Source organism: Paraburkholderia sp. WS6 (assembly GCF_030464835.1).
Classification (GTDB): Bacteria; Pseudomonadota; Gammaproteobacteria; order Burkholderiales; family Burkholderiaceae; genus Paraburkholderia; species Paraburkholderia madseniana.
Genome location: NZ_JALQCK010000016.1, coordinates 59008 through 71345, shown reverse-complemented (window position 1 = coordinate 71345; position 12338 = coordinate 59008). Strand labels below are relative to the sequence as shown.

General features: G+C 62.7%; 14 protein-coding genes. 4 read left to right on the top strand and 10 right to left on the bottom strand.

Features of this window, described 5'->3' with window-relative positions; all coding sequences use genetic code 11:
• Window positions 1–54: 54 nt before the first annotated feature.
• Complete coding sequence (locus tag M0D64_RS20120) at window positions 55–1722, bottom strand: Na/Pi cotransporter family protein (RefSeq protein ID WP_154564176.1); 1668 nt, start codon at window positions 1720–1722, stop codon at window positions 55–57.
• 225 nt (window positions 1723–1947) lie between these two features.
• Here M0D64_RS20120 and M0D64_RS20115 point away from each other — a divergent pair, with 225 nt between their 5' ends.
• Entirely contained in the window at window positions 1948–2631 is a 684-nt protein-coding gene (locus M0D64_RS20115) for an HAD family phosphatase (protein ID WP_154564174.1), read from the top strand.
• Between the two features lie 27 nt (window positions 2632–2658).
• On the opposite strand, the gene M0D64_RS20110 is transcribed toward M0D64_RS20115, so the two are convergent.
• From M0D64_RS20110 to tauA, 3 genes are read right to left on the bottom strand one after another with little or no spacing between them, the layout of a single operon-like run.
• A complete protein-coding gene (locus M0D64_RS20110; RefSeq protein ID WP_266259003.1) occupies window positions 2659–3498 on the bottom strand; it encodes an ABC transporter permease subunit in 840 nt (279 codons plus the stop codon).
• 26 nt (window positions 3499–3524) lie between these two features.
• Window positions 3525–4337 (bottom strand): taurine ABC transporter ATP-binding protein, encoded by an 813-nt coding sequence (locus tag M0D64_RS20105; protein WP_266258952.1) that lies wholly within the window; start codon window positions 4335–4337, stop codon window positions 3525–3527.
• Window positions 4338–4379: 42 nt separating this feature from the next.
• A complete protein-coding gene (gene tauA / locus M0D64_RS20100; RefSeq protein ID WP_266258951.1) occupies window positions 4380–5402 on the bottom strand; it encodes a taurine ABC transporter substrate-binding protein in 1023 nt (340 codons plus the stop codon).
• Between the two features lie 241 nt (window positions 5403–5643).
• Here tauA and M0D64_RS20095 point away from each other — a divergent pair, with 241 nt between their 5' ends.
• The gene (locus M0D64_RS20095) at window positions 5644–6123 is read left to right on the top strand and encodes a hypothetical protein (protein ID WP_266258950.1); all 480 of its coding nucleotides are present in this window, start codon (window positions 5644–5646) and stop codon (window positions 6121–6123) included.
• A gap of 54 nt (window positions 6124–6177) precedes the next feature.
• Window positions 6178–6312: a hypothetical protein gene (locus M0D64_RS20090; RefSeq protein ID WP_266211018.1), complete on the top strand. Its 135-nt coding sequence runs from the start codon at window positions 6178–6180 to the stop codon at window positions 6310–6312.
• A gap of 117 nt (window positions 6313–6429) precedes the next feature.
• Here M0D64_RS20090 and lipA read toward each other — a convergent pair whose 3' ends face one another.
• The 3 genes from lipA to M0D64_RS20075 all read right to left on the bottom strand — a co-directional run bounded on the left by lipA (window position 6430) and on the right by M0D64_RS20075 (window position 8677).
• Window positions 6430–7437: a lipoyl synthase gene (lipA, locus tag M0D64_RS20085; protein ID WP_266258949.1), complete on the bottom strand. Its 1008-nt coding sequence runs from the start codon at window positions 7435–7437 to the stop codon at window positions 6430–6432.
• A 13-nt stretch (window positions 7438–7450) separates the two neighbouring features.
• On the bottom strand, window positions 7451–8176 hold the full coding sequence (gene lipB, locus M0D64_RS20080; RefSeq protein ID WP_175051934.1) for a lipoyl(octanoyl) transferase LipB: 726 nt from the start codon (window positions 8174–8176) through the stop codon (window positions 7451–7453).
• A gap of 174 nt (window positions 8177–8350) precedes the next feature.
• Complete coding sequence (locus M0D64_RS20075; protein ID WP_054035681.1) at window positions 8351–8677, bottom strand: DUF2917 domain-containing protein; 327 nt, start codon at window positions 8675–8677, stop codon at window positions 8351–8353.
• Window positions 8678–8775: 98 nt separating this feature from the next.
• Here M0D64_RS20075 and M0D64_RS20070 point away from each other — a divergent pair, with 98 nt between their 5' ends.
• Window positions 8776–9744: a transcriptional regulator GcvA gene (locus tag M0D64_RS20070; RefSeq protein ID WP_266258948.1), complete on the top strand. Its 969-nt coding sequence runs from the start codon at window positions 8776–8778 to the stop codon at window positions 9742–9744.
• A gap of 32 nt (window positions 9745–9776) precedes the next feature.
• Here M0D64_RS20070 and M0D64_RS20065 read toward each other — a convergent pair whose 3' ends face one another.
• From M0D64_RS20065 to M0D64_RS20055, 3 genes are read right to left on the bottom strand one after another with little or no spacing between them, the layout of a single operon-like run.
• On the bottom strand, window positions 9777–10046 hold the full coding sequence (locus M0D64_RS20065; protein WP_054035680.1) for a DUF493 family protein: 270 nt from the start codon (window positions 10044–10046) through the stop codon (window positions 9777–9779).
• Window positions 10018–10974, bottom strand: coding sequence for a D-amino acid aminotransferase (locus tag M0D64_RS20060; protein WP_266258947.1), 957 nt, complete (start codon window positions 10972–10974; stop codon window positions 10018–10020). Before M0D64_RS20060 ends, M0D64_RS20065 begins: the two co-directional genes overlap by 29 nt.
• Window positions 10975–10987: 13 nt before the next feature.
• Complete coding sequence (locus tag M0D64_RS20055; RefSeq protein WP_171925139.1) at window positions 10988–12217, bottom strand: D-alanyl-D-alanine carboxypeptidase family protein; 1230 nt, start codon at window positions 12215–12217, stop codon at window positions 10988–10990.
• Window positions 12218–12338: the final 121 nt, after the last annotated feature.

Sequence of the window (12338 nt, the reverse complement as noted above, 5' to 3'; positions counted from 1 at the left end):
CGGCGCTTCGCACGAACGCTTCAGTGAGCGCTGCAAGCGCGCCGCGCAAGCCGCTTATTCCTTCACATGCATTGTGTCGAGCACGCGCTTGCGCAAGCGCGTGTCGCGCAGCGCGCCGGCAGCTTCGAGCACCGGATAGGCCGTCGAGCAGAACAGCGAATTGAGTCGCTTCATGTCGCTGATCAGATCCAGATGCAACGCGCTGGTTTCGATGCTGCGCAAGGTTTGCCCGGCGAGTCGGTCCAGATGTTTGTATGAGTACGCGCGCTCCAGATCGCGAAAACGCTCCTTCTCCGCCAGCAGCCGCTCTGCGCAACGCAGATCGTTATTCAGAAACACCGACAGGCCAAGCTGTAGATTGCTGACGAGCCGCGCCTGCAGGTCGTCCAGCTCGCCCAACCCCTCCTCCGAAAACGACAGCCGGTGCGCGATCTTCTTTTCCTCGATATCGCCGACAATCCGCTCGATGATGTCGCCCGCATGCTCCAGGTTAATCGTCAACGAAATGATGTCGGTCCAGCGGCGGCTATCGGCTTCGTCGAGTTGCTCGCGGGAGATCAGCGTCAGATAGGTTTTGACCGCGGCGTAGAGCTGATCGACGTCGTCGTCCATCCGGACCGTTTCGCGCGCCTTGTCGAGGCTGTTTTCATGGATCAGGCCCGCAACGTTATCGAGCATGGTGCGCACGATATCGCCAATACGCAGCACCTCGCGTGCGGCGTTCGCGAGTGCGAGCGTGGGCGTGGAAAGTGCGGCGGCATCCAGATGCAGCGGCCGCAGTTCGCCGTTGGGCTGCGGCCGGTCCGGCAACACCCGCGTGCAGATGCGCGCCACCGGATCGATCAGCGAAAGGCATGCGCAGCAACGCAGCGTGTTGTAGATCACGTGAAAGCCGACCACCGCTTCGCGTGGATTCGCGATCAACACTGGCAGGCCGCGTGCAAGCAACGGCGCGAACGGCAGGATCAGCAGCGCGCCGGCCAGCTTGAACGCCAGACTGCCCAAGGCCAGACGCCGTGCCGCCGCGTTCTGCGCGAGGGTGCCCATCAGCGCCAGCAGGCCGCTGCCGAGATTCGCGCCGATCACGAGACACAACGCCACCTTGAGTGAGATCACACCGGACGAGGCAAGCGTTGCTGTCAACAGAACCGCCGCGAGACTCGAATAAGACAGCATCGCAAATGCCGCACCGACCAGCGCGTCGAGCGTGGTGTCGCCGGTCAGTGCGCCGAACATCACGCGCACGCCGGCGCCCTGCATCATCGGCTGGGCGGCTTCGACGATCAGGTGCAGCGCCAGCAGGATCAAGCCGAGCCCGATGAGCGTACGGCCGACCTGGCCCGTGCGCATTTGTTTGCGCGACAGAAAGAGCGGCACGCCGACCAGAATCAGAATTGGCGACAGCCATGACAGATCGAGTGTGAGCAAGCGCGCCATCAGTGCGGTGCCGACGTCGGCACCAAGCATGATGGCGAGGCCGCTGGTGAGCGGCAGAAGACCTTGCGCAGCGAACGACGTGACGATCACCGCCGTTGCATTGCTGCTTTGCACGAGGCTCGTGACGCCGACGCCCGAAAGAAAGGCACGCCATCGGCTACTCGTGCTGCGCCCGAGGACACTGCGCAGATCGGCGCCGAGCACGCGCAGGATGCCGGTACGTACGATGTGCGAGCCCCACACGAGGAGCGCCACACCAGCCAGAAGGTTAAGGAGAATCAACATAAGGCACTGCGCATCCGTTCCTGCTGCCATGACCCGAACCGCATGCCGCGTGAACCGGCACCCGGGGCGTTTATGACAGTAGTGTTGCACATTTTTGCCTTATTGTAATTTTGTGCTTTTAAATATACGCTCGTGCCGAACTGTGGATTGCTGTGTGCCGGCTTATCGTCCGGAACGCAATTCACTCGATCACTTCGTTTGCCCACTTCATCACAAGGACTCTGGATGAGCCGCAACCTTGCGCTGTTCGACCTGGACCACACGCTGCTGCCGCTCGATAGCGATCAGGCGTGGGCCCACTTCATCGCTGGATTGGGCATAGACGGCGCTGCGCAGCACGCGGAAGAAATCGACGATTACTACCGGCAGTATGTGGCCGGCACGCTCGATATGACCGCCTATCTGAACTACACATTGGCGCCGCTCGCTCGCCACTCGCGCGAGCAGCTCGACGCATGGCATGCACAGTTCATGAAGGATGTGATTGCGCCGGCGATCCTGCCGGCTGCGCGGGAACTCGTGCAACGTCATATTGAAGCGGGCGACCTGTGCTGCATCGTCACCGCCACCAATGTGTTCATTACGAAGCCGATCGGTAAGGCGCTCGGCTTTGACCATCTGCTGGGGATCGATCTGGGCACCGAAGGCGGCGATCCTTTGGCGCGCTTTACCGGAAACGCCGTCGGCGTGCCGACCTTCCGCGAAGGCAAGATCACACGCACCGAGAGCTGGCTGGCTTCGCTCGGCCACCGTCTGCAGGACTTTCCGCAGAGCTGGTTCTATAGCGATTCGATCAACGACGTGCCTTTGCTCGAGCGCGTCACGCATCCGGTCGCGACCAATCCCGACCCGCGCCTGCGTGCCATTGCCACGGAACGCGGCTGGCCGGTGATTGAGCTGTTTGCTTGAGATTGCGCTGGCTGGCGCGAGCTGCGGCTACACACGCCCCTTCCACGGCACCAGGCGCCGCTCCAGCGCACGCATGCCGAGATCGAACAGCCACGCAATCAGTCCGATCAGCACGATGCCCATCACCACCACATCGGTACGCAGAAAGCTCGACGCGTTGAGCACCATCTGACCGAGACCCGCTGTGGCCGCGACCATCTCGGCGGCAACCAGGGTGGTCCAGCCAAAGCCGATGGCAATCCGCAAGCCGGTCAGGATCTCAGGCAACGCCGCCGGCAGGACCACATAGCGCACGATCTGCGCGAAGCGGCCACCCAGCGAATACGCCGCATGAATCTGCTCGATGGTCGCGCTCCGCACACCGGCACGCGCCGCCATCACAATCGGCGCGAAACACGCGAGATAGATCACGACGATCTTCGCCGTCTCGTCGATACCGAACCAGATCACCACCAGCGGCAGATACGCAAGCGGCGGCAACGGCCGGTAGAACTCCAGCGGCGGATCGAGCAAACCGCGTGCAACCCGGCTTACGCCCATCAGGATTCCGACCGGCACCGCCGTGATCGCGGCCAGCGCGAACGCACCGAACACGCGCAGCGCACTCCATGCGAGATGCTCCGAGAGTGGCAAGCCGCCTTGAATACGGCCGTGCCAGGCGTCCAGAAATGCGGCCCAAACGGCCTCGGGCGTCGGCAGAAAGAGTGGCGGCAGCCAGCGCAGATGCGTGGCAAGCCACCATAGCGCCGCGAGCGTCGTGACCGAGACCGCGCTCAGCACCGCGGTCGGGCCTTCACCCGGCAAACGCCAGCCGCGTACCGGCCGGGCTTTACGCCGCGGCGGCTCGCTTGTCTGGGTCAGGGGCACGGTGCCCAACGATTCACGTGAAGCCGTCACGACAGCACCTCTTCCTGGTCCTGGTTGCGCTCGCTCCGTTCGTGCAGACGGCGCACCAGCCGTTCGCGCCATTCGATGAAATCCGGCGACGACTTCACCGCGCGTGCGTCGCGTGTCTCGAGAAAGCGCCGCGCGAATGGCAAGTCGTAGCTCTCGGCGATACGGCCGGGTCCCGGCGTCATCACGACGAGGCGCGTCGCCAGAAACAGCGCTTCCTCCACGCTATGCGTGATGAAGAACACCGTCTTGCCTGTGCGGCCCCAGACGTCGAGCACGAGTTCCTGCATCGACTCGCGCGTCATCGCGTCGAGCGCGCCCATCGGTTCGTCCATCAGCAGCACTTGCGGATCGCTTGCCAGCGCGCGTGCTATGCCCACGCGCTGCTGCATGCCGCCCGACAGTGCGTAGACCCGCGAACGCGCATGCTTCTCGAGCCCAACCAGCGCCAGCATCTCCTGCGCGATGCGCTCGCGCTGCGCTTTCGGCACACGCTGAAAACGCAAGCCGAGCGCGACATTGTCGAGCACGTCGAGCCAGGGCATCAGCGCGTACTTCTGGAACACGACACCGCGACCCGCGCCCGGTCCAAGTACGGGTTCGCCGTTCAGACGCACCTCGCCTTCAGTCGGCTGAATAAACCCGGCGATGCAGTTCAACAAAGTCGTCTTGCCGCAGCCGGACGCACCCAGCGCAACGACGAACTCGCCCGGTTCGATGTGCAGATCGACGTCAGCGAGCGCGACGTGCGGCGCTGCGCCGCGTGCGCCTTCGTAGGCGACGTGCAGCCGCCGTATCTCAAGACCGCTCATCGCCATGCTCCATGATGCTGATGGGTAAGCACGTTTAAAAAGTTAATGTGCCGCACGCTGTACGAACTGCGGATCGACGCCGGTCGAGTAATCGGCCAGCACGTTCTGAATCGTGCCTTGTGTCTTCAGGAACGCAGCGGTCGCAGCGAGCGATTTAGCCGCGCCGGATTGCGCCCCGCCCCCAAGCCATGCATTCGACGCCTGCTGGGCCGGCGTCGGGAACCCATACAGCGCGAGACTCGCCGGCACTTCCTGTGCGGTAGCGCCGGACTCCTTCGCAACCGCCTCGACCTGCGGCGACGTAGCGGTCCATGCCGACGTGTGATCGCGATAGCTCGCATCGGTCGCGGCCAGCACCTTCACGAAGCGCGCGACGAACTCGGCGTTCTGGCTGGCGAACTTGCGGTCGACGACGAAGCCGTCGAAAGTCGCCTTGCCGGTCTGCTGCGCAACCTGCCCGGACGTGATCAGCACCTTGCCGTTCTTCTTCACCTTCGCCAGCACCGGGTCCCAGATGTAAGTCGCGTCGATGTCGCCGCGCTCCCACGCCGCCGCGACTTCAGGCGGACGCAGATTGACGATCTTCACATCCGACGGATTCACGCCGGCGTTCTGCAGTGCGACCAGCGTATGAAAGTGCGAGGTCGACACGAACGGCACGCCAATCTTCCTGCCCTTCAGACCCGCGACACTGGTGACATTGGAACCGTCACGCGCGACCAGCGCTTCGGCGTCGTTGATGTTGTCGAGAATCCAGAACAGCGAAATATCGACGCCCTGCGACAGCCCGGCGGCAATCGGACTCGACCCCGCTTCGCCGAGTTGCACCGAGCCCGAAGCCAGCGCGCGGATCACGTCGGCGCCGCTGCCGAGCTTGCGATAGGTGACCTTGTAGCCGGTGGCTTTCTCGACTTCGCCCGTGGCCTGCGCATAACGCCAAGGCACGACCATGTCCTGATACGCGATCACGACTTCTTTGGTGTCGGCGTGTGCAACGGAAGAAAACGGCGCGGACAGCGCCAGCAGCGTAGCGAACGCGGCCAACGGACGAAGCAAGCGGTTCATCGAGAAACCCCTTTAGTGTGTGTTGTCTGGGAGGCTTTCGACTATAGGGAGTTTGTCCACAGGCGGTTCTAATTAATCCGCGATTGCTAATGACGCTGTTCGAGCATTGCTTTTCACGCTGAGTTGGATCGAGGCGACTGCTGCGGTGGCCAGTAGAAGGGTTCTAGCGAATGGTTACGGATTGGGATGCCTTTGCAAAAGCTGGCCATTCGGCGGATTGTCACACTGCCGCGGCGGCGGCATGATCAGCGGGTTACCTTCAATTCGCATTCCTATGGTCGATTTTCTTAGCCGCTTGAGCTGGTTGTTTTTCAATGTCGGCGTGCCTGTTTTTGCGCCGATCGCATTACTTCCCCTATTGAACTTTTCACGCTACTACCGGCACGCGGCGCGAGGTATTACGCGGCGATCCATTCAGGATGGCCAGCTTTTCTGGGTCGTCATTTCGATGTGTGCCAGCGCATGCTACGAGATTGGTGGTGCGTTGAGCGAAGCGCCGACGCGCAGCAGGTTAGCGCTCATCTTGGCCGCACTTCTCTGGCACGTGCTCTTTATCGTCGCAGCGTCAATACTAGTGTGCCTGGGTGCGGCCGATGCAGCGGCTCGCCCAGCGCGTCACGCGGGAGAACAGGAGCGTGATGGTTGGTTGATGTGGTTTTCGCTGCTCATAACCGTTGTCGTCGCAGTCTCCTTTTCCGCATCTCATTATTCGTTTACCTAACTAAATTCGGCGCTCTGATCTATAATTTTCATCCTAGTCTCAAGGAGATCCAGCATGCCCAATTTGATCGACCGCCTCATCGAAGACCGCGCACTGCGCCATCGCTTCATCCTCTTTCTTTACCCCTTCACGATCATCGGCGGAATGATATCTGTTACTTGCAGTCTGCTCGCACGTTATTACCGCTAGGCAACGCAGGCAGATCGCCGGGAGGAACTGCTGAATCGTTCATTCCGTGCTCCCCAAAAGAACAAAGCCCGCAACAAGTGCGGGCTTTATTTTCAGACAGCTATTCGGTCTAATCGCTCAAACCACCCCGGCTCCATGCGCCTGCAGATCGGCGTGGTAGCTCGAACGAACCATCGCGCCCACAGCGGCGTGCGTAAAGCCCATCTTGTACGCTTCTTCCTCGTACATCTTGAACGTGTCCGGATGCACATACGAGCGCACCGGCAGATGGTGTTCCGACGGTTGCAGATACTGGCCGATCGTCAGCATGTTCACGTCGTGCTCGCGCAGATCCCGCATCACCTGCAAAATTTCCTCTTCGGTCTCGCCGAGGCCGACCATCAAGCCGGACTTGGTCGCGACGTCCGGATGCAGCGCCTTGAAATCCTTCAGCAGTTTCAGCGAATGCGCGTAGTCCGAACCGGGACGTGCTTCCTTGTACAGACGCGGTACCGTTTCGAGGTTGTGGTTCATCACATCAGGCGGTGCGGCGTTCAGAATGCCGAGCGCGCGATCCAGACGGCCGCGGAAGTCCGGCGTCAGAATTTCAATGCGTGTCTCCGGCGACAGTTCGCGCGTCTGACGGATGCATTCCACGAAGTGAGCAGCGCCACCATCGCGCAGATCGTCACGGTCGACGCTGGTGATCACCACGTACTTCAGCTTCAGCGCGGCGATGGTGCGCGCCAGATTGCCCGGTTCATCCACATCGAGCGGATCCGGGCGGCCGTGGCCAACGTCACAGAACGGGCAGCGGCGCGTGCACTTGTCACCCATGATCATGAACGTCGCGGTGCCCTTGCCGAAGCATTCGCCGATGTTCGGGCAGCTCGCTTCTTCACACACCGTGTGCAGGTTGTGCTCGCGCAGAATCTGCTTGATCTCCGAAAAGCGCGAATTACCGGTGGCCGCTTTGACGCGGATCCAGTCCGGTTTTTTCAGCTTTTCGATCGGGATGATCTTGATCGGAATACGGGCGGTTTTGGCTTGCGCCTTCTGCTTCGCGGTGGCGTCGTAGGCAGCGGCGGAAGCCGGCACGGCATCAGGAGCGGGAGAAGCTGCGAGGTTCGCGGTAACGTCAGTCATTCGTTCGGTCCAGTCAGGCGGTGAGGGCACCGGCCTGCGGTTGGGCGACGGCCGCGGGACTGCCGTCGAGGTTTGCGGTGAGGCGTGCTGCAAAGGTACGGGCCACGTCGTCCCAGCCGGCGGCAACGCCCAGCGTTGCCATATCGACTGTTTCGAGCCCCGCGTAGCCGCATGGGTTGATGGCCAGAAACGGCCGCAAGTCCATGTTCACATTCAGGCTCGCGCCGTGATAGCTGCAGCCGTTGCGGATTTTCAGACCCAGCGCGGCGATCTTGGCGCCGGCATGCAACCCGGCGTCCGGCCCAGGCGCCACGTAGATACCGGGGGCGCCCGCCTTGCGTTCTCCGGCGAGATTATACGCCGCGAGGGTGTCGATCACGGCCTGCTCGATCCGGGTGACCATCTCGCGCACCATCAGCTTGCGTCGGCGCAGGTCCAGCAGCAGGTAGGCAACCACCTGTCCAGGCCCGTGATAGGTGATCTGCCCGCCCCGGTCGACCTTGACGAGCGGAATGCCGCTGTCGGCGGCCAGCAGATGCGCCGGGTCGCCGGCCTGGCCTAGCGTGAAGACGGGGGGGTGTTCGACCAGCCAGATCTCGTCGGGTGTATCGGCGGTGCGCGCGTCGGTGAACGCGCGCATCGCTTCGAAACTGGCTTCGTAAGGTTCGTTGCCGAGCCAGCGCAGCGTAAGCGGCGCCGTGGCGGGCAAGGGAGACGGGGAAACCGGGGTGGTGCACATGATCCCGACAGTTTACCGAAATCCTGGCATCCCCGCCGGACGCGCCCACTTCAGGACTCGGCGGCGCTTCGTTTCCTGCCGGAACTCCGCTTACCGGAGTCGCGCTTCGTTTCGCGCCGGAGCGCCGTTCAACTGCAGCGCCGGTCCGCCATCGCGTCACGGCGCCGCCAGCGCTCACACCGTGCGCCAGCCCCCCCGCATGCGGGCCGCCAGCCGTTCGCCGACCCGCGCGAGCCAGTTCAGCGCACGCTCATCGCAGCGTGTCGGCACCGAAAACGCGACCTTCGCATGCGTGCTGCCCTCGGCGCTCAACCACAAGCGCTCACCGCGCCGCAGCCGTAGCGTGTGGCCGGGCTGCAGCCAGTAGTCCTCGGTATCGTCGCTGCGCGTGACCCACACCGCGCCGCCGTGCACGACCAGCTTGGTGCTGCGTGCTACCTTCATAGGAATGGTTTCGCCATTGCGGATTTCAAACGCGATACTAGAGGAAATTTCTCGCATCATGCCCTCGCCAAAATTCGTTTCGTGACTACAATCCTAGGCGTAGCAAGGGTTTACGCAAAACGATCTATTTTCACCTCTATGTGAGAAATATTGCGATGGACCTCCGGCAACTACCCCCGCTGAACGCCATCAAGGCGTTCGAAGCCGCCGCCCGCCACGAGAGCTTCTCGCGCGCCGCCGACGAGCTGTTCGTCACGCACGGCGCCGTCAGCCACCAGATTCGCGCGCTGGAGGAAGAATTGGGCATCGCACTGTTCGCCCGCGACGGCAAGCGCGTACGGCTCACGGACACGGGTCGCCGCTATGCCACGCGCGTGCGCACCGCGTTGATGGGACTTGCTGACGCCACCCGCGAAGTCCGTGCCGGCGACCGCGAACGGCGCCTGGTCGTGTCCATGCTGTCCTCGTTTGCGGCGCGCTGGGTGACGCCGCGCATCGGCAGCTTTATCGAGGCGCATCCCCAGTGGGACCTCGAACTGCTGTCCACGAACGCGCTGACGGACTTCGCGCGCGACGACGTCGACGTGGCGATCCGCTTCGGCTACGGCAAATATTCGGGGCTGCACGCGGAGTTGCTGCTGGAGGAGATCTTCTTTCCGGCTTGCGCGCCGAATTTCAACGGTGGCAAGCTGCCGCAAACGCCGGCCGATCTGGCCAAGGTTCAGCTCCTGCGCTCGGACGACGAACTCTGGCGCCCGTGGTTCGATGCCGCCGGCCTCACCGACTGGCCTGAGCCGAAGCGTGGCGTGCTATATCAGGATTCGTCGAACCTGCTGCAGGCGGCCATCGACGGCCAGGGGGTCGCGCTCACGCGCCGTTCGCTGGCGATGCACGAGATCGCGGCAGGCCGCCTTGTGCGGCTATTCGATGTGGATGGACCGAGCCCGTGGCAGTACTACTTCATCTGCCCGCCGCAGATGCTCGAAACCGCGCGCGTCAAGGCGTTCCGCGCCTGGGTATTCGAAGAAGTGGGACGGTTCAAACAGCTTTTCGAGCAGGCTTGCGAGGCAGGGCCTGCAGCAAGCGCCGATCTGGCGGCAGACGCATTGCGCGTCACGCCGTAATCCAGAGGCATCCGTAGGCACAGAGCCTGGCGTTAAAGCACCACCTTCACCATCGGATGGCCAGTGAGCGCGCGATAAATATCGTCGAGCTGCGCCTGGCTCGTCGCGCGCACGGTAACCGTCAAACCGGTGTAATTGCCGCCGCTGGACGGCCGCGTTTCCACGCGAGCGGGATCAACTTCGTTATCGAACTGCCGAACCACCGTGACAATCGTCTCGGCGAACTCGGGATGCGACTTGCCCATGATCTTGATGGGAAAGTCGCACGGAAACTCAAGCAATGATTCTTTCGCGGGATTCACTTTCTACTCCTTGCTGCGCTTCTTGCGCTTCCTTGGCCTTGGCACGCTGATAGGCCGCGTACAAGGCCGCAAACACCGCGCCCGGCTTGCCGTTACCGACCGGCTGACCGTCGAGCTGCGTAACCGGCAGCACTTCCTTGGTGGCGGAACTGACCAGAATCTCGTCGGCGGCACGCAGCTCGGCTTCGGCGATCTCGCGCGCTTCGAAGCGGATGCCGCATTCGCTCGTCAGCTCTTCGATCAGACTGTAGCGAATCCCTTCGAGAATCTTGCGGCTGCGGGGCGGCGCGTACAACACGCCGTCCTTCACCATCCAGATATTCGAAGACGAACCTTCAGTCAGCATGCCATCGCGAAACTGGATCGTTTCAAACGCGTCGTTTTCAGCCGCGTACTGCGCCATCAAAACATTGCCGAGCAGCGACACCGATTTGATGTCGCAATTGAGCCAGCGGCGGTCTTCAGCAGTGACGCAGCGCACGCCCTGCGCGCGCTGGGCGGCGTCCGGCAGGTTCAGCGGCGTAACCATTACGAACACGGTCGGCTGGATGCCGGCCGGAAACGCGTGACCGCGCTTCGCGACGCCCCGTGTGATCTGAACGTAAGCAATCGCGTCCTGATCGGCGCGCAGGCCTGCGTCCGCTTCATTAGCCGCGACCACGCGGTCGATCAGCTCGCGCCAGCCGGCATCGTCGAACGGATTGACGATGCCGATCTTGTCCAGCGAGCGCGCTAGGCGCGCCAGATGATGCCTGAAGCGAAACGCCGTACGGCCGCTCGCATGCGGATACAACGGCGCGACTTCGTAAATGCCGTCGCCGAAAATAAAGCCGCGGTCGAGAACCGGCACGCGCGCTTCGGACAAGGGCACCAGCTCGCCGTTCAAATAAACGATCGGGTCGAGCGAAACATCGGAAACAGCGGTCATCGCAATCGGGCTCTTACTTCTTCTTGTTGAACATCAGCATGAGCGAATCCCACACGCGGCCAACCACGCCGGCTTGCGGCACAGCCTGCAACGCGACGATCGGGAATTGCGCCAGCACCTTCCCGTCGGCCACGAGCTTCGCGGTGCCGACCTGCTGACCGTTCGCGATCGGTGCGATCAGCGGATCGATCTGTTCGATCTGCGGCTTCACCTTGTCGCCCATGCCCTTCGGCACGGTGATGTACTGATCGCCCTTCACGCCGATCTGCACGGTGTCCTGCGCACCCTTGTAGACGCGCGGCGTGCCTACCACCTGGCTCGCCTTGTACAGACGCACCGTGTCGTACGCGGTGTAGCCGTAGTTCAGCATCTTCAGGCTGTCCTGCACGCGGTCGTGTTCCTTGACCTCGCCCATCATCACCGAGACGAGACGGCGCGAGCCGTCGGCCGTGCCCGGCAGCGGACGCTTCGCGCTGGCGATCAGGCAGTAGCCGGCCGCTTGCGTATGACCGGTCTTCAGGCCGTCCACTGTCGGGTCGATCCACAGCAGACGGTTGCGGTTCGGCTGCTTGATCTTGTTGTACGTGAATTCCTTGACCGAGAAGATGTTGTAGTAGTCGGGGAAGTCACGAATCAGGCGCGCCGACAGCACCGCGAGGTCGCCCGCCGTGGTGTAGTGCTGCGCGTCGGGCATGCCGTTCACGTCGGCGAAATGCGTGTTCTTCATGCCGAGTTTCTGCGCTTCGGTGTTCATCATGTTGACGAACTGCGCCTCGCTGCCGCCCACTAGTTCGGCCAGCGCGATCGCCGCGTCGTTACCCGACTGGATGATCATGCCGTACACCAGATCGTGTACGGTCACCGGCTTGTTGGCTTCGATGAACATGCGCGATTCGTCGGTGCGCACGCGGCGCACCGCTTCGCTCGGCATCACCGTCTGGTCCATCGTGATCTTCTTCGTCTGCAGTGCTTCGAAGACGAGGTACGCGGTCATCAGCTTGGTCAGCGAGGCCGGTTCGACACGTTCGTCGGGATTGCCCGAGGCGAGCACCTGATTGCTGGTGGCATCGACGAGCACCCACGAGCGCGCGTTCACCCCGGGCGGCGGCACCTGCGCGAACGCCGTGCTGGCAACGAGCGTGGCCGGCAGCACGATGCCGAGGGTCACGGCACGGCTAAGCGTAGTGGGAACGAAAGAAGAAACTGACGGGAATGACGTGCGGCCGGAGGTGGAGAAACGCATAGGGTCGATTCGTGCGGAAAAATACATCGCGCGCAGGGCGCACAGATTGGAGGAGCCGGTCGGCGAGCGTCAGGCCGTAAAAACGGCGCGGCGCCCATTGGACTTCCGGCGACGCGATCGG

Coding starts and splice junctions, on each gene's coding strand:
- M0D64_RS20070 (WP_266258948.1), top strand. CDS start 8,776: ATGGACCTCCGGCAACTACCCCCGCTGAACGCCATCAAGGCGTTCGAA.
- tauA (WP_266258951.1), bottom strand. CDS start 5,402: ATGAACCGCTTGCTTCGTCCGTTGGCCGCGTTCGCTACGCTGCTGGCG.
- M0D64_RS20060 (WP_266258947.1), bottom strand. CDS start 10,974: ATGACCGCTGTTTCCGATGTTTCGCTCGACCCGATCGTTTATTTGAAC.
- M0D64_RS20105 (WP_266258952.1), bottom strand. CDS start 4,337: ATGAGCGGTCTTGAGATACGGCGGCTGCACGTCGCCTACGAAGGCGCA.
- lipB (WP_175051934.1), bottom strand. CDS start 8,176: ATGTGCACCACCCCGGTTTCCCCGTCTCCCTTGCCCGCCACGGCGCCG.
- M0D64_RS20055 (WP_171925139.1), bottom strand. CDS start 12,217: ATGCGTTTCTCCACCTCCGGCCGCACGTCATTCCCGTCAGTTTCTTCT.
- M0D64_RS20115 (WP_154564174.1), top strand. CDS start 1,948: ATGAGCCGCAACCTTGCGCTGTTCGACCTGGACCACACGCTGCTGCCG.
- lipA (WP_266258949.1), bottom strand. CDS start 7,437: ATGACTGACGTTACCGCGAACCTCGCAGCTTCTCCCGCTCCTGATGCC.
- M0D64_RS20090 (WP_266211018.1), top strand. CDS start 6,178: ATGCCCAATTTGATCGACCGCCTCATCGAAGACCGCGCACTGCGCCAT.
- M0D64_RS20095 (WP_266258950.1), top strand. CDS start 5,644: ATGATCAGCGGGTTACCTTCAATTCGCATTCCTATGGTCGATTTTCTT.
- M0D64_RS20075 (WP_054035681.1), bottom strand. CDS start 8,677: ATGCGAGAAATTTCCTCTAGTATCGCGTTTGAAATCCGCAATGGCGAA.
- M0D64_RS20120 (WP_154564176.1), bottom strand. CDS start 1,722: ATGTTGATTCTCCTTAACCTTCTGGCTGGTGTGGCGCTCCTCGTGTGG.